Raw genomic sequence first — 19172 nt, forward strand, 5'->3', positions numbered from 1 at the left:
GGAGCCTAGACCGTCAGGGAACCGCGGCGCACCGACCGAGCGGTGCTCCGCGGTTCCTCGATGGGCTACTTCGCGTCGGTGTCGCCGTCCTTGCCGTCCCGCTCGGCGCCCTTGGCGTCCTTGACGTCCTTGGCCTGCGGCTCGGCGGCCTTCCCGGCGTCCTCCGGCTCCGCGGCCTTCTCCGCCTCGGCGGCCTCGCCCTTGCCCAGGTCGATCTTCTTCTCGCCCGGGGCCTCGGCCTCGGCGTCGGTCAGCGACGACGCATCGTCCGGGACGACAGGGGTCTCGGACTCGTCCTGGTCGATCCCGTGGACGATGCGGTTGTACTCGGAGTCCTCCAGAACGGCGCCGATGGCGTTCTTCGCGTAGATGGCGTGGACGCCGGGGGCCACCTCGAGGAGGACCGTGTCGTCGTTGACCTCCTTGACGGTGGCGTACATGCCGCCGATCGTCCGCACACCGGTGCCCGGGTGCATCTGGTCGCGCATCTGCGCCGCCTGGCGCTGCTTGTTCTTGGCCGACCGCGTCATCAGGAACATGGCCCCGATGAGCACGATGAACGGCAGGAGAGTCACGATATTCACGGGACGGGGTTTCCTTCACACGACCGCGGGACGCGGCCTTCTACGGGGGTGGTATGCCGTGCCGGTACCGGACGGCATCGGCGGAGTCTAAGCGAGTCCGCACCTATGGAACAACGCCCAGCATGGCACCGTGGTTCCTGACCGGACCAGCCCCCGCGCCGTCACCCGCCGAAGAGGCCCTGCTGGGACGGGGTGCCCGCCGCGCCCGCGTCCCGCACGAGGCCGAGGTGCTCCCACGCGGCCGGGGTCGCGACGCGGCCCCTGGGCGTACGGGCCAGCAGGCCCTCGCGGACGAGGAACGGCTCGGCGACCTCCTCGACCGTCTCGCGCTCCTCGCCGACGGCCACGGCCAGCGTCGACAGGCCGACCGGTCCGCCGCCGAAGAGCTTGAGGAGGGCGGTCAGGACGGCGCGGTCGAGGCGGTCGAGGCCGCGGGCGTCGACCTCGTAGACGTCCAGGGCCTGGGCGGCGATCTCGCGCGTGATCACGCCGTCGGCCTTGACCTGGGCGTAGTCGCGGACGCGGCGCAGCAGGCGGTTGGCGATGCGGGGGGTGCCGCGGGAGCGTCCGGCGATCTCGGCGGCGCCCTGGTCCGCTATCTCCACGTCCAGCAGGCGGGCGGAGCGGTGCACCACGCGCTGGAGCTCGGCGGGGGCGTAGAACTCCATGTGCCCGGTGAAGCCGAAGCGGTCGCGCAGCGGGGGCGGCAGGAGGCCGGCCCTGGTGGTGGCGCCGACGAGGGTGAAGGGCGGCAGCTCCAGGGGGATGGCGGTGGCGCCGGGGCCCTTGCCGACGATCACGTCGACGCGGAAGTCCTCCATGGCCATGTAGAGCATCTCCTCGGCGGGCCGCGACATGCGGTGGATCTCGTCGAGGAAGAGGACCTCTCCTTCGGTGAGGGAGGAGAGGATCGCGGCGAGGTCGCCGGCGTGCTGGATGGCGGGGCCGGAGGTGATGCGGATGGGGGCGCCCATCTCGGCCGCGATGATCATCGAGAGGGTGGTCTTGCCGAGGCCGGGGGCGCCGGAGAGCAGCACGTGGTCGGCGGTGGCGCCACGGGCGCGGGCGGCCTTGAGGACGAGGTCGAGCTGCTCGCGGACGCGCTCCTGGCCGACGAACTCGCCGAGGTCCTTGGGGCGCAGCGCGGCCTCGACGGCCCGGTCCTCGCCGTCGGCGTCGGTGCCGACGAGGCGGTCGCCTGCCGGTGTGTCCGCGGATGCGGATTCGTCGTCCCAGTTCACGGGTTGAACCTCACGGTCGGATGCTTGGTCGGTTTGCTCAGCGCGCCCGGTTCAGCCTCTGCAGCGCGGCCCGCAGCAGCTGGCCGACCTGCGGGGTGCCGCCTTCGGCGGTCACCGCCTCCGCCTGGGGCGCCACGGAGGCCACGGCCTCCTCCGCCTCGCGCGGGGCGTAGCCGAGGCCGACGAGCGCGGCGTGCAGCTGATCGCGCCAGCCCGCGGCGGCGGGGGCGGCCGCGGCGGGCGCGGCGGAGCCCATGGGCTTGCCGAGCCGGTCCTTCAGCTCCAGGAGCAGCTTCTGCGCGCCCTTCTTGCCGATGCCGGGGACGGCGGTGAGCGCCTTCTCGTCGCCGGAGGCGAAGGCCAGCCGGAGGGCGTCGGGGCTGTGGACGGCGAGCATGGCCTGGGCGAGGCGGGGGCCCACGCCGCTCGCGGTCTGGAGCAGCTCGAAGGTCTGGCGCTCGTCGTCGTCGGCGAAGCCGTAGAGGGTCAGGGAGTCCTCGCGGACGACGAGGGAGGTGGCGAGGCGGGCCGGCTGCCCGACGCGCAGGGCCGCCAGCGTGCCGGGCGTGCACTGGACGGCCATGCCGATGCCGCCGACCTCGACGACCGCGGTGTCGGGGGCGAGGGCGGCGACGGGGCCGGAGACGAAGGCGATCATCGGGTGCCCTTCGGGAGGCGTACGGGGGCGGTGGCGCGGCGCTGGGCGGCGGCGAGCTGCTGCAAGCGGCTCGTCACGGGGGCGCGCCAGATGTGGCAGATGGCCAGGGCGAGGGCGTCGGCGGCGTCGGCGGGCTTCGGCGGTGCGTCGAGCCGCAGGAGGCGGGTGACCATGGAGCCGACCTGGTCCTTGCCGGCCCGGCCGGAGCCGGTGACGGCCGCCTTGACCTCGCTGGGGGTGTGCAGCGCGACGGGCAGGCCGCGGCGGGCGGCGCAGAGCATGGCGACGGCGCTGGCCTGGGCGGTGCCCATGACCGTGCGGACGTTGTGCTGGCTGAAGACGCGCTCCACGGCGACGCATTCGGGCCGGTGCTCGTCGAGCCACTGCTCGATGCCGCGCTCGATGAGGACGAGGCGGTCGGCGACCTCGGCGTCCGCGGGCGTGCGGACCACTCCGACCCCGACCATGCGCAGTGGGCGGCCCGCGGTGCCCTCGACCACGCCGACGCCGCAGCGCGTCAAACCGGGGTCCACACCCAGCACCCGCATCTGTCCCCCTCTGTTCGCTCACCTGCCCGGGCAGGCTACCGGCTGCCACTGACAACGGCCGTTCACGACGACGGGCCGGCGGGACGCGTGTCCCGCCGGCCCGTCGGCCGACCGCAGGCGGATGCCTCGCGTGTCTTACGCGTCGACCTTCGCCATAACGTCGTCGGAGACGTCGAAGTTGGCGAAGACGTTCTGGACGTCGTCGCTGTCCTCCAGCGCGTCGATGAGCTTGAAGATCTTGCGCGCGCCCTCCTCGTCGAGCTCCACCTGCATGGTGGGGACGAAGTTGGCCTCGGCGGAGTCGTAGTCGATGCCCGCCTCCTGGAGCGCGGTGCGGACCGCGACCAGGTCGGTGGCCTCGCTGATGACCTCGAAGCTCTCGCCGAGGTCGTTGACCTCTTCGGCGCCGGCGTCGAGGACCGCGCCCAGGACGTCGTCCTCGGTCAGCTCGCCCTTGGGGACGATGATGACGCCCTTGCGGTTGAACAGGTACGACACGGAGCCCGGGTCGGCCATGGAGCCGCCGTTGCGGGTCATGGCGACGCGCACGTCGGAGGCGGCGCGGTTGCGGTTGTCGGTGAGGCACTCGATGAGCACCGCGACGCCGTTCGGGCCGTAGCCCTCGTACATGATCGTCTCGTAGTCGGCGCCGCCGGCCTCAAGGCCGCCGCCGCGCTTGACCGCGGAGTCGATGTTCTTGTTCGGAACCGACTGCTTCTTCGCCTTCTGGATGGCGTCGTAGAGCGTCGGGTTGCCCTCGATGTCGACGCCGCCCATGCGCGCCGCGACCTCGATGTTCTTGATCAGCTTCGCGAAGAGCTTGCCGCGCTTGGCATCGATCACGGCCTTCTTGTGCTTCGTCGTAGCCCATTTAGAGTGGCCGGACATCTGCCTGTCTCCTTCGCGTAACCAACTTCTGAAACGAACGACAGAGATCCTACCGGGGCCGGGCTACTGGGCTGCGCGCACCATGTCCACGAACAGGGCGTGGACGCGGTGGTCGCCGGTGAGCTCCGGATGGAAGGACGTGGCCAGCACGTTGCCCTGGCGCACGCCGACGGTGTGGCCGTCGTAGGTGGCGACGACCTCGGCGGCCGCGCCGACGGACTCGACCCAGGGGGCGCGGATGAAGACGCCCTCGACGGGGCCGCCCTCGATGCCGGCCACCTCGACGGCCGCCTCGAAGGACTCGTTCTGCCGGCCGAAGGCGTTGCGGCGGACGATCATGTCGATGCCGCCGAGCGTCTCCTGGTCCTCGCGGCCGTCGAGCAGCTTGTCGGCGAGCATGATCATGCCGGCGCAGGTGCCGTAGACGGGCATCCCGGCCCGCACGCGCTCGCGCAGCGGCTCCAGCATGCCGAAGACGACGGCGAGCTTGGACATGGTCGTGGACTCGCCGCCGGGTATCACCAGGCCGTCGATCTCCGCGAGCTCCTCGGGGCGGCGCACGGGGCGGGCGAGGGCGTCGGCGGAGGCGAGGGCGACCAGGTGCTCGCGGACGTCGCCCTGGAGGGCGAGGACGCCGATGGTGGGCGTGGAAAGGGATGCCACGGGGGAGTTCTCCGTCTCGGGTCTGGACGACCGGTGGGCGGCCCGCCGTCGTGCGCGGGCCGCCCGGCCGGGAAAAGCGGTGCGGTGTTACCAGCCGCGGTTGGCGTAGCGCTCGGCCTCGGGGAGGGTGTCGCAGTTGATGCCGACCATGGCCTCGCCGAGGTTGCGGGAGGCGTCCGCGATGACCTTCGGGTCGTCGTAGAAGGTGGTGGCCTTCACGATGGCGGCGGCGCGCTTGGCCGGGTCGCCGGACTTGAAGATGCCGGAGCCGACGAAGACGCCCTCGGCGCCGAGCTGGCGCATCAGCGCGGCGTCGGCGGGGGTGGCCACGCCACCGGCGGAGAAGAGGACGACCGGCAGCTTGCCGAGCTCGGCGACCTCCTTGACGAGCTCGTACGGGGCGCGCAGCTCCTTGGCGGCGGCGAACAGCTCGTTGTTGTCGAAGCCGCGCAGCTTGGCGATCTCGTTCTTGATCTGGCGCAGGTGGCGCACGGCCTCCACGACGTTGCCGGTGCCGGCCTCGCCCTTGGAGCGGATCATGGCGGCGCCCTCGGCGATGCGGCGCAGGGCCTCGCCCAGGTTGGTGGCACCGCAGACGAAGGGGGTGGTGAAGGCCCACTTGTCGGAGTGGTTGACCTCGTCGGCCGGGGTGAGGACCTCGGACTCGTCGATGTAGTCGACGCCGAGCGACTGCAGGACCTGGGCCTCGACGAAGTGGCCGATGCGGGACTTGGCCATGACCGGGATGGAGACGGCGCCGATGATCTCTTCGATCATGTTGGGGTCGGACATCCGGGCCACGCCGCCGTCCTTGCGGATGTCGGCCGGAACCCGCTCGAGCGCCATGACGGCGACCGCGCCCGCGTCCTCGGCGATCTTCGCCTGCTCGGCGTTGACGACGTCCATGATCACGCCGCCCTTGAGCTGCTCGGCCATGCCGCGCTTGACGCGGGCGGTACCGGTCTCGGGGGTGGTGGACGTGCTGGGGACCGTGCTGGACACGTGGTGACCTCACTATCAAGGGCGGTGATGCTGCGGCCCTCATACAACCCAGCCGGGAATCCCCGGAAAAAGAGCCAATCGGAGGCCGGTGGCTCCTCCGGTCAGCTGTTCATCACGGGTTCCAGCGCGGCGGGCGGCTCGTCGTCCATCTCGAAGGCCATCGGGAAGGGCGCGTGACCGGCGAGGCGGAACCAGCGCACCACGCGGTGCTTGCGCACGGCGCGGGCGGCGCGGACCGCGTCGTTGTGGAAGCGCCTGGCCATCGGCACCCGGCGCACCGCCTCCGACAGCTCGGTCAGCGACTCCTCGCCGCCCGGGGCCTCCCGGACGGCCTCGACCTGCGGGCCCTCCGTGAAGACCGCGCGCAGGGCCTGGCTCAGCTCGCTCTCGGCGACCTCGCGGTGCTCCTCCTCGGCCTGCCGGGCCGCATGGGCGGCCTGGTAGAGCACGATGGAGGCGGCCGGGTCGAGGACTCCGGCCGTGCCCAGCTCCTGGGCGACGGAGGCGCGGCGCAGCAGCTGGGCGTCCAGCGCGGCGCGGGCGGCGTCGATGCGGCTGTGCAGGCGGTCCAGCCGGCCTGCGGTCCAGCTCAGATAGACGCCGATGACGACCAGCGCGGCGACGATCCAGATCAATGTGGTCACGCCGGGCCACGTTACCGCTCGCCGCGGGGCCGCTGTGCGGGGCGATATCGGCCTCCGGCTCCACCCGCGGGTGGAGTTGGACGGACCGCCGGTCCGTGCGTTTCTCCACCCCGGCTCCGATCCGCCTCCACCCGGCCCGCGCCTAGCGTCGTTGCAGGACGCAGAAGACCGGCGAAGGGCCGGGGAGGAAGCACCATGACACCGCACGCCTGGCGAGCGCTGCTCGTCCCCTTGACCATCACGATCGCCTTGCCCGTCGCGCTGTACTACGTGCTGCGGGCGCAGGGCACCGCCCAGTGGCAGGCCCTGCTGATCAGTGGCGCGATACCGGCCGCGCACGCGGTCGTCACGGCCGTCCGCCGCCGGCACGTCGCCTTCTTCGACCTGCTCGTCGTCGCCCTGCTCGCCGTCTCGGCGGCCACATCGATGGTGAGCGGGAATCCGCGGGTGCTGCTGCTGAAGGACGCCGCGATCCCGGCCGTGCTGGGCCTGTGGATCGGGGCCACGCTGTTCCTCTCGCGGCCCTTCGCCTTCCACTTCGGGGCGCACCTGCGGCGCGGCAGCGGCGACGCGGAGGCTGAGCGGGCCTGGCAGGAGGTGCCCGCGTACCGGCAGGCGCTGCGGGGGCTGACCCTGCTGTGGGCAGGCTTGCAGTTGCTCGACGCCGCCCTGAGCACGGTGCAGGCGCTGGTGCTGCCCGTCGACGCGGTCCCGGTCGTCGGCCGGATCCAGTCGTTCACCCTGCTGGCCCTGGTGGTGCTGATCACCGTACGGCGCAGCCGGCGCTTCCGGGCGCGGCACGGCATATCCCTGTTCGGAACGGCGGGCTCGGCGGGCCGGACCGACGGCCCGGCGCCACGCGAGGCGGAGGGCCCGGCGTAGGCCGTCTGCGGCGGTCCGTCACCGGACCGGAAAAATGGGCCGCCGCAACGGCGAGAAGCCACCACGGCGAGAGTCCGGCGGAATGCGCACACTGCCGAAACCGGAGCGTGCCCGGCAATCCGCCGGATCGGCTAGTCGCGGGCGAGGCCGAAGCGGGCGCGCAGGCCGGTGCGCTCGTCGGCGGCGACCGAGGCCGCCCCGGCCGTGACCGTCTCGTAGACGGCCAGGATGTCGGCGCCCACACGGGACCAGTCGAAGCGGCGCACGTGCGCGCTGCCGCGCTCGCTCAGCCCGGCCCGCTGCCGCGGGTCGCCCAGCAGCCGGACGGCCGCGGCGGCGAGCGCGTCGGCGTCCTCGTTGGCGAAGAGCTCGCCGGCCGAGCCCTGGTCGAGCACCTGGGCGAAGGCGTCCAGGTCGCTGGCGAGGACGGGGGCGCCCGCCGACATCGCCTCGACCAGGATGATGCCGAAGGACTCCCCGCCCGTGTTGGGGGCGACGTAGACGTCGACGCTGCGCAGCAGCCGCGCCTTGTCCTCGTCGCTGACCATGCCGAGGAACTCGACGCGGTCGCGCATCTCGCGGGGCAGGCCGGCGACGGCCTCCTCCTCGTCGCCCCGGCCGGCGACCAGCAGCCGGGCGTCCGGGCACGCGGCGAAGATCTTCGGCAGGGCGCGCATGAGCACGGGCAGGCCCTTGCGGGGTTCGTCGATGCGGCCGATGAAGCCGATCGTGCCGCCCTGCCACTCCCGCTTGGGCTCGGCGCGGGCGAAGAAGTCCACGTCGACGCCGTTGGGGATGACCACGGCGTCGCCGCCCAGGTGCTCGACCAGGGTCCGGCGGGCGTATTCGCTCACCGCGATGCGGGCGCTGATCTTCTCCAGGGCGGGCTGGAGGATCGGATAGGCCGCGATCATCGCGCGGGAGCGCGGGTTGGAGGTGTGGAAGGTCGCCACGATCGGGCCCTGCGCGGCCCAACAGGCCAGCAGGCCCAGCGAGGGGGAGGTGGGTTCATGGATGTGGATGACGTCGAAGTCGCCGTCGTGCAGCCAGCGCCGCACGCGGGCCGCCGACAGGAAACCGAAGTTCAGCCGCGCCACGGAGCCGTTGTACGGGACGGGCACGGCCCGCCCGGCGGAGACGACGAAGGGCGGCAGCGGCGTCTCGTCGTCCGCCGGGGCCAGCACGGACACTTCGTGGCCCAGCCGGATGAGGTGCTCGGCCAGGTCCCGGATGTGGAACTGCACGCCACCGGGCACGTCCCATGAGTACGGACAGACGATCCCGATCCTCATGCCCCGTCCCTCCGGTCGCTCTCCGCCGGGCGCGGCTCCAGGTCGGCGAGCCACAGTCGCTGGAGCATATGCCAGTCCTCCGGGTGCTCGGCGATCCCGGCGGCGAAGATGTCGGCGACCTGCTGGGTCATGGCGGCGGCCTTCTCGGCGCGCGTGCCCTCCGCGGGCACCTCGACCGGGGCGTGCACCCGCCCCTTCATCACGGGCGAGCGGTCGTACCAGAGCGTCACGGGGAGCAGCAGCGCCCCGGTCTGCACGGCGAGCATCGCGGGCCCCGCGGGCATCTTCGTGGCCTCGCCGAAGAAGGTGACCTCTATGCCCGAGGAGGACAGGTCGCGGTCGGCCACCAGGCACACCAGTCCCCCGGCGCGCAGCCGGCGCGCCAGCGTGCCGAAGGCGCTGCCGCCCGCGTGGGGCAGCACCTCCATGCCCAGGCCCTCGCGGTAGGCCACGAAGCGGTCGTAGAGCGTCTCGGGCTTCAGCCGCTCGGCCACCGTCGTGAAGGGCACCCCGAGCCGCGTGGTCACCCACGCGCCCGCCAGGTCGTAGTTGCCCATGTGCGGCAGCGCGACCACCACGCCGCGCCCGCTCGCCAGGGCCTTCTCCAGATGGTCCAGGCCCTCCGGGGCGAAGGACGAGCGCGTGCGCTCCGCACTCCACACCGGCAGCCGGAAGGACTCCATCCAGTAGCGCATGTACGAGCGCATGCCCGCCCGGGACACCTGCGCGAGGCGCTCCGCGGACGCCCCCGGCAGAACCCTGGCCAGGTTGGCCTCCAGGCGCAGCACGCCGCCGCCGCGCCGGCGCCACGCCACGTCGGCGATCTGCTGCCCCAGCCGTACGGCCAGCGGCTCCGGCAGCTTCTTGACGGCGGCCCAGCCGAGCCCGTAGAGCGCGTCGGTCAGCCGTTCCTTCACCCGTTGCCACCGCCCTGCGCCGCCGCCGCGGCCTCGGCCTCCGCCTCGGCCGACTCGCGGCGCACGGTCACCACCCGCTGGATCAGGGTCACGAGGCTGCCTGCGGCCACGATCCACAGCGCCACGGGCAGCAGGTACTGGATGCCCGGCACGCCGAACTTGTGCAGGCCCGCGAAGCCGCACGCCACCAGGGAGATGACCAGCCGCTCGGCGCGCTCGACGAGGCCGTTGACGTTCACGGGCAGACCGATGCTCTCGCCGCGCGCCTTCGTGTACGAGACGACCTGGCCGCTGGCCAGGCAGAAGATCGACACCGCGCAGAGCACGTTGTCATCACCTCTGCCCGCGTACCACAGCGCGAGCCCGCCGAAGATCGCCGAGTCGGCGACGCGGTCGAGCGTGGAGTCCAGGAAGGCGCCCCACCGGCTGGAGCGGCCCAGCTGCCGGGCCATGTTGCCGTCCACCAGGTCCGAGAAGACGAACAGGGTGATGACGACCGTGCCCCAGAAGAACTCCCCCCGCGGGTAGAAGACCAGGGCGCCCGCCACCACACCGCCGGTCCCGACGAGGGTCACCGCGTCGGGGCTGACGCCGAGGCGGATGAGCAGGGCGGCGAACGGCGTGAGAACACGCGTGAAGAACGCACGCGCGTACTTGTTCAGCATGGCCTTCCCGGAGGGGTGTCGTATCGGGCCGCGTGGTCAAGCAGGCCACCGGCTGGCCCATCGTAGCCAGGCGCCCCCCTGGCGCCGCGCACGCACTGCTCGCAGCGCGCGCACCGGTGCGGCCGCCGCCCCCGGCAGCGCCCCCGCGGGGCGTACGGATGTGCCCGCGCGTGCGACGTATGGACGCAGCGTTACCGCAGTGGAAAGCTCGGTGTACCGCAGGTGTCGACCGGGAGGCGGGACACATGGGCGAGAAGACGGGCACGTACCCAGGGGCCGCGGGCAGAGCAGTATCGGCCGACCGGCCGAGCCACGTACGCAATGTGGTGCTGGTCGGCCACAGCGGCTCCGGAAAGACGACGCTGGTGGAGGCCCTCGCACTGGCGACCGGTGCGGTCAACCGGGCCGGCCGCGTCGAGGACGGCGGCGCACTGTCGGACTACGACGAGATCGAGCACCGCCAGCAGCGCTCGGTGCAGTTGTCGCTGGCCCCGGTCGAATGGGCCGGCATCAAGATCAACCTGCTGGACACCCCCGGCTACGCCGACTTCGTCGGGGAGCTCAGGGCCGGTCTGCGGGCGGCGGACGCGGCCCTCTTCGTCGTCTCGGCCGCCGAGGGCGCCGAGCACATCAACGGCGCCACCCGCATGGTCTGGGAGGAGTGCGCCGCCGTCGGCATGCCCCGCGCCATCGTCATCACCCATCTGGAGGCGGCCCGCTCCGATTTCGAGGAGATGACGGAGACCTGCCGCACGGCCTTCGGCGGCGACTCCCCCGACGGCGTGCTGCCGCTCTACCTCCCCCTGCACGGGCCCGAGGGCCCCGACGGGCACCGCTGCGTGGCCGGCCTCATCGGCCTGCTCTCCCAGCGCGTCTTCGACTACTCCTCCGGCACCCGGGCCGAGACCGCACCCGGCCCCGAGCACCTGCCCCTCATCGAGGAGGCCCGCAACCGGCTCATCGAGGGCATCATCGCCGAGAGCGAGGACGAGACCCTCATGGACCGCTATCTCGGCGGCGAGGAGATCGACGTCAAGACCCTCATCGAGGACCTGGAGCGCGCCGTGGCGCGCGGCAGCTTCCACCCCGTCCTCGCCGCGGCCCCCGCGCCCGAGGGCGCCAAGCAGGGCCTGGGCACCGTCGAGCTCCTGGAGCTGATCACCGGCGGCTTCCCCACCCCCCTCGAACGCGAGGCCCCGGCCGTCACCACCCCCGACGGCCGCCCCCGCACCCCCGTGACCTGCGACCCCGCGGGCCCCCTCGCCGCCGAGGTGATCAAGACCTCGTCCGACCCGTACGTCGGCCGGATCTCCCTCGTCCGCGTCTTCTCCGGCACCCTGCGCCCCGACGAGACCGTCCACGTCTCCGGCCACGGCCTGGAGGACCGCGGCCACGAGAGCCACGACGTCGACGAACGCATCGGCGCGCTGTCCTCACCCTTCGGCAAACAGCAGCGGCCCCTCCCCCAGGCCATCGCCGGCGACATCGCCTGCGTCGCCAAACTCACCCGCGCCGAGACCGGCGACACCCTCTCCGCCAAGGGCGACCCGCTCCTCATGGAGCCCTGGCAGATGCCCGACCCGCTGCTGCCCGTCGCCATCCAGGCACACAGCAAGGCCGACGAGGACAAGCTCTCCCAAGGCCTCGCCCGGCTCGTCGCCGAAGACCCCACCATGCGCCTGGAGCAGAACCAGCAGACCCACCAGGTCGTCCTGTGGTGCCTGGGCGAAGCCCACCGGGACGTCGCCCTGGAACGGCTGCGCACCCGCTACGGCGTCCAGGTCGACGTCGTGCCCCACAAGGTGTCGCTCCGCGAGACCTTCGGCGGCAGGGCCGCCGGCCGCGGCCGGCACGTCAAGCAGTCCGGCGGCCACGGCCAGTACGCCATCTGCGAGATCGAGGTCGAACCGCTGCCCGGCGGCTCCGGCATCGAATTCGTCGACAAGGTCGTCGGCGGCGCCGTGCCGCGCCAGTTCATCCCCTCCGTGGAGAAGGGCATCCGCGCCCAGGCCGCCCGCGGCGTCGCCGCCGGCTACCCCCTGGTCGACATCCGGGTCACCCTCCTCGACGGCAAGGCGCACTCGGTGGACTCCTCCGACGCCGCGTTCCAGACCGCGGGCGCCCTCGCCCTGCGCGAGGCCGCCGCCGAGACGAAGATCCACCTCCTCGAACCCGTCGCCGAGATCGAGGTCCTGGTCTCCGACGACTACGTCGGCCCCGTCATGAGCGACCTCTCCGGCCGCCGCGGCCGCGTCATCGGCACCGAGCAGTCCGGCGCCGGCCGCACCCTCGTGCGCGCCGAGGTCCCCGAGATCGAGATCGGCCGCTACGCCGTCGACCTGCGCTCCCTCTCGCACGGCACCGGCCGGTTCACCCGCTCCTACGCCCGCCACGAACCGATGCCCCCTCAGATCGCCGAGCGGCTGCGGGAATCGGCCGAGGGCGGAGCGTAACGAGCGCGAACCGCCCGCCCCGCGACCCGGTGGGGCGGGCGGCCTTCACGATCTCTGCGACAGCCGGCACCCCGCGCCGATACGCTGGTCCCGCGGACCAACACGTATGACGCGGGCGGTCGTCGGCATCCGTCGGAAGGCCGCAGCACCGGACATGCGCGGCATTGGGGGCAGCAGTGGCAGCAGGGGACCCGTTCGACTTCAGCCCCGGGGCACAGATCCCGCTCTCGGGCTCCTCCGGACAGACCGCGGCGACCCAGGCACTCGCCTCGGCCGCCTACCGCGACGGCCCGGTCGACCAGCTCCTCAAGGCCAATTCCGACTGGGCCAAGTCCGAGGTCAAGCCGCCCCGCATATCGCTCTTCGAGCCCAACCTGGGCGAGGCCTTCGCCCGCGCCGTCCAGCTGCGCGTGCTCGGCGGCGGCCGCAAGCCCCTCATCCAGTCCTTCGGCCTCGACCCCCAGCCCGTCGTCGAGCACTGCCTCGCCGCCAACCGCATCCGCAAGCAGCGCGACGCCAGGCTCACCCTCATCATGGGCGTCTGCGGGCTGCTCTTCCTCCCCGGCGTCCTGCTCTGGCTCGGCGCCTTCCAGCTCCGCCGCACCATCGCCGGCGCCCAGAACAAGCGCGTCGGGGCCCTCGGCACGGCCCTCCTCCTGGCCCTCGGCATCCTCGCCGCCATCATGCTGATCAAGCTGCCCTTCCACGGCTTCTGGGCGTTCTACCTGCGCGCCATGCTCATCGCCCCGCTCGTCGGCGGCTTCTGGGCCAAGGCCGTCTGCGAGCGGACCGCCAAGGACCTCCGCGAGCGCTGGGCCGGCCTGCTCTCCGGCGGCGGCATCGGCGCCAAGATCCCCGAAGCCGTCCCCAAGAACCCCGGCGAGACCGCCGCCGAGCGGCTCCGCCAGTCCCTGGAGCGGCTCGCCGCCGAGCAGCAGAGCAACGTCGCCTTCTACGCCGGCACCAAGGGCATACTCGGCATGGGCACCCGCTGGGGCAGCTGGCAGCTCGCCGAAGAGCTCGTCCCGCTCGAACCCGGCAAGGAGATCAACCCCTTCCGCAGCTGGGACGTCGTCCGCGCCATCCACGACCAGCTCCACCTCCTGGAGCGCAGCCCCCTGCACACCGGCGGCTTCCCCACCCCCTCCGTCGAGCACTGGGTCGTCTCCGACGTCGGCGAGGGCGCCGGCGCCGTCTCCCGCCCCGAGGGCAACGACGGCTTCCAGATAAGGGGCGCCGAACTCCAGAAGATCTGCAACGAACAGCAGTTCGGCGCGGGCAGCCGGCACTACCTCGGCGTCCAGTTCGTCCTCTGGGACGGCCAGCTCGTCATCACCCTCCTCATCACCGTCACCGTCCTCCACAAGACCCTGCGCATCGAGGTCACCGGCCACGCCCTCGGCCCCGTCCACGGCGTCTTCATGGGCAAGCCCTCCGCCCGCACCAAGACCACCGCCAAGACCATCAAGTTCTGGGAGAACCGGACCAGGACCCTCTCCGTCGTCCCGCCCCGCGAAGTCGTCCGCCTCGCCGCCCGCGCCCCCCTCACCTGGTACCCCCCGCTCCTGGAGCACTGGGGCGGCAAGCTCGTCCTGCCCGAGCCCTTCGGCCTGCGCCACGCCTGGGCCGGCAAGCCCTGGCGCCACCGCTTCATGGCCGACGACGCCCTCCGCGCCACCACCCCCGTCCTGCGCGTGGTGCACGAGGCCGCCCTGCGCGTCCTCAAGGAGCACGGCGTCAACACCGAGCGCTTCACCAGCCGCGCCATGTCCCTCAGCGGCGCCGTCCAGGACGCCAAGCCGTCCGCCGCGGACGTCTACAACGCCTGACGGGAAACGCCCGGCTGGAAACGCTTGACCGGGCGCCGGGAACATTCCCGGCGCCCGTCCCACGCCCGGCTCTTCGGCCTTACGCCCGCCCCGCCCTCACTCCCCCGGCCTCACCGGAAGATCCCCGTGTGGCCCAGCGAGTACCGGCCCGGCTGCGGGTACACCGCCAGCCCGTGCGGCCCCGCACCCACCCGGATCTTCGCGATCTGATGCCCGTCCCGCGTGTCGATCGCGTACACCTCCGAGTCGTAACGCCCCGACAGCCACAGCACATTGCCGTCCGCCGACACCCCGCCCATGTCCGGACTCCCGCCCTCCGGCAGCTCCCACTTCTTCACCAGCTTGCGGCTCGGCAGGTCCAGCACCGAGATCGACCCCTCGCCCCGGTTCGAGATGTACATCGACTTCGAGTCCCGGCTCACGTACAGCCCGTGCGCGCCCTTCCCCGTCGGCATCAGCCACGGCTCGGTGAACCGGTCACCGTCCAGCACCCACACCCCGTCCGCCATCATGTCGGCGATGTACCACGTCTTCCCGTCCGAGGAGATCTTCACGTCCTGCGGCATCGCCCCCTCGAACGGCAGCTTCTGCTTGCCGATCACCTTCATCCTCGCCGTGTCGACCTTCAGCAGCTCACCCGAGAACTCGCACGACACGATGAAGTACCGGCCGTCCGGGGAGAAGTCCGCGTGGTTCACCCCCTTGCACGCCACCGGCTCCGTCTTCTTCCGCTTCATCGTGTGGGCGTCCCGGAACACCAGCTCCCGGTCCATCGACGCCATCACCACCGCGTACTTCCCGTCCGGCGTGAAGTAGAGGTTGTACGGATCGTGCACGTCGACCGTCCGCCCCTTCTTCCCCGTGGCCGGATCGATCGCCGTCAGCGTGTGCCCCCGGTCGTTGTTCACCCACAGCGTCTTCAGGTCCCACGACGGCACCACGTGCTGCGGCTGCGCCCCCACCGGGATCGTCTCGATCACCTTGTACGTCTTCGGGTCGATGACGCTCACCGTGTCCGACTCCGTGTTGGGCACGTACACCCGCGACGGGAAGTCCTTCACCACCGACGACAGCTTGTTCGGCCGGTCCGCCGCGTACAGGTCGTGCGGGTCCAGCAGCGGCGGCATCCCGGGCAGCCCCGCCGGCGCCGCCCCCCGCTGCTGCGGCTGCTGCCGCTGCTGCTGCCCGTCCTTGTGCGGCGCACGGTCGGCCGCCTCCGTACCGGACTCCCCGCCGCAACCGGAGACCAGCAGAGCACAGGCAGCGGCGAACAGCACGGCACGGTGCACCCCGCGCAGACGCGGCCGCCGCAGAGAGCTCGGGAACGAGGAGAACTGGTTCATCAGGTCAGCAGCTCCGTAGTCGTCACCGCGCGCAGGCCGCGGCGGTGCAGGCCGTCGAGGATCGCGGGCAGCGCGGCGACCGTGCCCGCGTGCCCGAAGTGCAGGCTCACCACCGAACCCGGCCGCACCGCGCCCAGCACGGCCCGCCGGACCGCCTCGGGCCCCGGGTCGGTGAAGTCCAGGGAGTCCACGTCGTAGGAGAGGACGTGCGGATAGCCGGCCCGCCGGGCCAGCTCGGCCACCTGCTCGGTGGCCCGCCGCGCGCGCGACGGCCGGAACCAGCGGCCGATCCCGCCCGTCAGCCGCCGCAGCCGCTCCGCGCACTCGGTGATCTCCGCGGAGGCCTCGGCCGCGGGCATGGCACAGATGTCGAGGTGGCGCATCGTGTGGTTGCCCAGCTCGTGCCCGCCGTCCAGGACGCGCCGGGCGAGCTGCGGCTGGGCATCCAGCCAGGTGCCCACGGCGAGCACCGTCACCCGCGCTCCGCCCCGCTCGGCCTCCCCCAGCAGCTCGGTGACGGACTTCGGCTCCCCCTGGCCGTGGAACGTCAGCGCCACGTCCTTGCCCGTACGGGGGCCGTGCTCGATCTGCGCGGGAAGCCCCGGCGGGAGCGGGGCCAGAGTCAGGGAGGGGGGCGGCTTGGACGGCGACGCCGACGGCCCCGGCAGCCGGGACGCCTTGCCGCCCTTCGGGCGCTTGGACGGTGCGGACCGCCCGGGCGGCGGCCCCGTGGCCCGTACGGACGGGTCCGCGGCGGCCCCGTCGCCCGCCTCGCCGTCCGACGGACCGCAGCCCACCGCGGCGGCCCCGGCGAGGACACCGCCGGCGGCCGCGCGCAGCACGGTGCGGCGGTGGAGGAACGTCACCGCACCATTAGAACTGCTTCTAATGAGGAATCGGGGAGATTTGCCCGCTTTGCTGGGGCGCGTGTCCTCAGACGGCGGGCCAGGCGTCGGCGAGCATCTTGCGGGTGTCGGCGAGCAGTTGGGGCAGGACCTTGGTGTGGCCGACGACCGGCATGAAATTGGTGTCGCCGCCCCAGCGGGGGACGACGTGCTGGTGCAGGTGGGCGGCGATGCCGGCACCGGCGGTCGCGCCCTGGTTCATGCCGATGTTGAAGCCGTGCGCGCCGGAGGCGGTGCGCAGCGCGGTCATGGCCCGCTTGGTGAAGTCGGCGAGCTCGGCGGTCTCGGCGTCGTCGAGCTCGGTGTAGTCGGCGACGTGCCGGAAGGGGACGACCATGAGGTGGCCGCCGTTGTACGGGTAGAGGTTCAGCACGGCGTAGACGCGCTCGCCACGGGCGATGACCAGCCCGTCCTCGTCACTCTTCTCCGGAATCGAGCAGAACGGGCAGCCGTCGTCGGCCCCCGGGCCGGTCGGCTTGTTCTCGCCTTGGATGTACGCCATCCGGTGGGGCGTCCACAAGCGCTGGAACGCGTCCGGCGCCCCGACTCCGATCTGCTGCTCCGGCTCACTCGTCATGATGGGAAGCATATGGGCCCCGGAGCGCTGTTGACGCTCCGGGGCCCGTAAGGCTGCGGATCAGACCTGGACGCGGTCCTCGACGACCTTGAGGATCTCGGCCAGGGCCTCGTCGCGCGGGATGCCGTTCTTCTGCGAGCCGTCGCGGTAGCGGAAGGACACCGTGCCGGCCGCCATGTCGTCGTCACCGACGATGATCATGAACGGAACCTTGAGCTTCTGGTGGTTGCGGATCTTCTTCTGCATGCGGTCCGAGGAGGCGTCCACCTCGACCCGCAGGCCCTTCTTCTTCGCCTCGGCGGCGAACTCCTGCAGGTACTCGACGTGGGCGTCACCGATCGGGATGCCGACCGCCTGCACCGGGGCCAGCCACGCCGGGAACGCACCCGCGTAGTGCTCCAGCAGGACCGCGAAGAAGCGCTCGATCGAGCCGAAGAGCGCGCGGTGGATCATGACGGGGCGCTGGCGCGAGCCGTCCGCCGCGGTGTACTGGAGCTCGAAGCGCTCCGGCAGGTTGAAGTCGAGCTGGATGGTCGACATCTGCCAGGTCCGGCCGATCGCGTCCTTGGCCTGGACCGAGATCTTCGGGCCGTAGAAGGCCGCGCCGCCCGGGTCGGCGACGAGCTCCAGGCCCTGCTTCTCGGCCACCTTGCGCAGCGTCTCGGTGGCCTCTTCCCAGGCCTCGTCCGAGCCGACGAACTTGGTCTCGTCCTTGGTGGACAGCTCCAGGTAGAAGTCGTTCAGACCGTAGTCGCGCAGCAGGTCCAGGACGAAGGTGAGCGTCCGGTCCAGCTCCTCCGCCATCTGCTCGCGGGTGCAGTAGATGTGCGCGTCGTCCTGCGTGAAGCCGCGGGCACGGGTGAGGCCGTGCACGACGCCCGACTTCTCGTACCGGTACACGGTGCCGAACTCGAACATCCGCAGGGGCAGCTCGCGGTACGAGCGTCCCCGGGCGTCGAAGACCAGGTTGTGCATCGGGCAGTTCATGGGCTTGAGGTAGTAGTCCACGCCCTCGTCGAGCTGCATGGGCGGGTACATGCCGTCGGCGTACCAGTCCAGGTGGCCCGAGGTCTCGAAGAGCTTCCCCTTGGTGGCGTGGGGGGTGTAGACGAACTCGTACCCCTCCTCCTCGTGCCGCCGCCGCGAGTAGTCCTCCATAACCCGGCGGATGATGCCGCCCTTGGGGTGGAAGACGGCCAGGCCCGAGCCGATCTGCTCCGGGATGGAGAAGAGGTCCAGCTCGTTGCCGAGGCGGCGGTGGTCGCGCTTCTCGGCCTCGGCGAGGAAGTCCAGGTGCGCCTTCAGCTCGTCCTTGGTCGGCCACGCGGTGCCGTAGATGCGCTGGAGCATGGGGTTCTTCTCGCTGCCGCGCCAGTACGCGGCGGCGTTGCGCATCAGCTTGAACGCCGGGATGACCCGCGTGGTGGGCAGGTGCGGACCCCGGCAGAGGTCCTTCCAGCACAGCTCGCCGGTCTTGGCGTCCAGGTTGTCGTAGATCGTCAGCTCGCCCGCGCCGACCTCGACGTCCGCGCCGTCGTCGTGCGAGGCGGCGCCCTTCAGACCGATGAGCTCCAGCTTGTACGGCTCGGCCGCGAGCTCGTCGCGGGCCTCCTCGTCGGTGACCACACGGCGGGAGAACTTCTGCCCGCGCTTCTGGATCTCCTGCATCTTCTTCTCGATGGCCTTGAGGTCATCGGGGGTGAAGGGCTTCTCGACGTCGAAGTCGTAGTAGAAGCCGTCCTTGACCGGCGGGCCGATGCCCAGCTTGGCCTCAGGGAAGAGCTCCTGCACGGCCTGGGCCATGACGTGCGCGGTCGAGTGGCGCAGGATGTCCAGACCGTCCTTGGAGGAGATCTCGACAGGCTCGACCTCCTCGCCGTCGGCGACGACGTAGGCGAGGTCCTTGAGCTCGCCCGCAATGCGCGCGGCGACGATGGTGCGCTCACCGGCGAAGAGCTCGGCGGCCGTAGTGCCCGTCGTCACCACGCGCTCTTCCCGCTCGGAATCGCGTTGGATGATCACACGGACGTCTGACACCGGTCTCTCCTGACGTATGGGTCGCCGCAGCGGACACTGCGCGC

Annotated in this window: 18 protein-coding genes; 3 read left to right on the forward strand and 15 right to left on the reverse strand. The window is 71.9% G+C overall.

Annotated elements, in window-relative coordinates; translation table 11 throughout:
• Nucleotides 1-65: 65 nt before the first annotated feature.
• The 8 genes from yajC to PS271_RS03585 all read right to left on the reverse strand — a co-directional run bounded on the left by yajC (nt 66) and on the right by PS271_RS03585 (nt 6228).
• On the reverse strand, nt 66-584 hold the full coding sequence (yajC, locus tag PS271_RS03550; RefSeq protein WP_398380015.1) for a preprotein translocase subunit YajC: 519 nt from the start codon (nt 582-584) through the stop codon (nt 66-68).
• A gap of 161 nt (nt 585-745) precedes the next feature.
• Nucleotides 746-1825, reverse strand: a complete 1080-nt coding sequence (gene ruvB / locus PS271_RS03555) for a Holliday junction branch migration DNA helicase RuvB (RefSeq protein WP_356276862.1) — start codon at nt 1823-1825, stop codon at nt 746-748.
• Nucleotides 1826-1862: 37 nt separating this feature from the next.
• Nucleotides 1863-2483: a Holliday junction branch migration protein RuvA gene (gene ruvA, locus PS271_RS03560; RefSeq protein ID WP_398380018.1), complete on the reverse strand. Its 621-nt coding sequence runs from the start codon at nt 2481-2483 to the stop codon at nt 1863-1865.
• On the reverse strand, nt 2480-3031 hold the full coding sequence (gene ruvC, locus PS271_RS03565; RefSeq protein WP_398380020.1) for a crossover junction endodeoxyribonuclease RuvC: 552 nt from the start codon (nt 3029-3031) through the stop codon (nt 2480-2482). Before ruvC ends, ruvA begins: the two co-directional genes overlap by 4 nt.
• Before the next feature lie 135 nt (nt 3032-3166).
• The gene (locus PS271_RS03570; protein WP_398380022.1) at nt 3167-3919 is read right to left on the reverse strand and encodes a YebC/PmpR family DNA-binding transcriptional regulator; all 753 of its coding nucleotides are present in this window, start codon (nt 3917-3919) and stop codon (nt 3167-3169) included.
• A gap of 63 nt (nt 3920-3982) precedes the next feature.
• On the reverse strand, nt 3983-4582 hold the full coding sequence (gene pdxT, locus PS271_RS03575; RefSeq protein ID WP_398380024.1) for a pyridoxal 5'-phosphate synthase glutaminase subunit PdxT: 600 nt from the start codon (nt 4580-4582) through the stop codon (nt 3983-3985).
• An 87-nt stretch (nt 4583-4669) separates the two neighbouring features.
• Nucleotides 4670-5584 carry a pyridoxal 5'-phosphate synthase lyase subunit PdxS gene (gene pdxS / locus PS271_RS03580; protein WP_120758291.1) on the reverse strand — a complete coding sequence of 305 codons (915 nt, stop codon included), beginning with the start codon at nt 5582-5584 and terminating at the stop codon, nt 4670-4672.
• 101 nt (nt 5585-5685) lie between these two features.
• Nucleotides 5686-6228: a LemA family protein gene (locus tag PS271_RS03585; protein ID WP_398380027.1), complete on the reverse strand. Its 543-nt coding sequence runs from the start codon at nt 6226-6228 to the stop codon at nt 5686-5688.
• Nucleotides 6229-6423: 195 nt separating this feature from the next.
• On the opposite strand from PS271_RS03585, the gene PS271_RS03590 reads away from it, so the two are divergent.
• The gene (locus tag PS271_RS03590) at nt 6424-7110 is read left to right on the forward strand and encodes a VC0807 family protein (protein WP_398380028.1); all 687 of its coding nucleotides are present in this window, start codon (nt 6424-6426) and stop codon (nt 7108-7110) included.
• A 131-nt stretch (nt 7111-7241) separates the two neighbouring features.
• Here the strand turns inward: PS271_RS03590 and PS271_RS03595 are convergent, their stop codons facing one another.
• The 3 genes from PS271_RS03595 to pgsA are packed head-to-tail and all read right to left on the reverse strand — an operon-like array spanning nt 7242 to nt 9984.
• The gene (locus PS271_RS03595) at nt 7242-8402 is read right to left on the reverse strand and encodes a glycosyltransferase family 4 protein (RefSeq protein WP_398380030.1); all 1161 of its coding nucleotides are present in this window, start codon (nt 8400-8402) and stop codon (nt 7242-7244) included.
• Complete coding sequence (locus PS271_RS03600; RefSeq protein ID WP_398380031.1) at nt 8399-9319, reverse strand: phosphatidylinositol mannoside acyltransferase; 921 nt, start codon at nt 9317-9319, stop codon at nt 8399-8401. Before PS271_RS03600 ends, PS271_RS03595 begins: the two co-directional genes overlap by 4 nt.
• Entirely contained in the window at nt 9316-9984 is a 669-nt protein-coding gene (gene pgsA, locus PS271_RS03605; protein ID WP_398380033.1) for a phosphatidylinositol phosphate synthase, read from the reverse strand. Before pgsA ends, PS271_RS03600 begins: the two co-directional genes overlap by 4 nt.
• 245 nt (nt 9985-10229) lie before the next feature.
• On the opposite strand from pgsA, the gene PS271_RS03610 reads away from it, so the two are divergent.
• The gene (locus PS271_RS03610) at nt 10230-12437 is read left to right on the forward strand and encodes an elongation factor G-like protein EF-G2 (RefSeq protein ID WP_398380035.1); all 2208 of its coding nucleotides are present in this window, start codon (nt 10230-10232) and stop codon (nt 12435-12437) included.
• Between the two features lie 176 nt (nt 12438-12613).
• Nucleotides 12614-14266 carry an AbeC-like domain-containing protein gene (locus tag PS271_RS03615; protein ID WP_398380037.1) on the forward strand — a complete coding sequence of 551 codons (1653 nt, stop codon included), beginning with the start codon at nt 12614-12616 and terminating at the stop codon, nt 14264-14266.
• A gap of 110 nt (nt 14267-14376) precedes the next feature.
• On the opposite strand, the gene PS271_RS03620 is transcribed toward PS271_RS03615, so the two are convergent.
• From PS271_RS03620 to thrS, 4 genes are all read right to left on the reverse strand, one after another.
• On the reverse strand, nt 14377-15609 hold the full coding sequence (locus PS271_RS03620; RefSeq protein WP_398380039.1) for a YncE family protein: 1233 nt from the start codon (nt 15607-15609) through the stop codon (nt 14377-14379).
• On the reverse strand, nt 15609-16475 hold the full coding sequence (locus tag PS271_RS03625; protein ID WP_398380041.1) for a polysaccharide deacetylase family protein: 867 nt from the start codon (nt 16473-16475) through the stop codon (nt 15609-15611). The genes PS271_RS03620 and PS271_RS03625 overlap by 1 nt, the downstream gene beginning before the upstream one ends.
• A gap of 67 nt (nt 16476-16542) precedes the next feature.
• Complete coding sequence (locus PS271_RS03630) at nt 16543-17103, reverse strand: HIT family protein (RefSeq protein ID WP_398380043.1); 561 nt, start codon at nt 17101-17103, stop codon at nt 16543-16545.
• A 48-nt stretch (nt 17104-17151) separates the two neighbouring features.
• Nucleotides 17152-19128: a threonine--tRNA ligase gene (gene thrS / locus PS271_RS03635; RefSeq protein ID WP_398380045.1), complete on the reverse strand. Its 1977-nt coding sequence runs from the start codon at nt 19126-19128 to the stop codon at nt 17152-17154.
• Between the last annotated feature and the right edge of the window lie 44 nt (nt 19129-19172).

Source organism: Streptomyces sp. SCA2-17, from assembly GCF_044336695.1.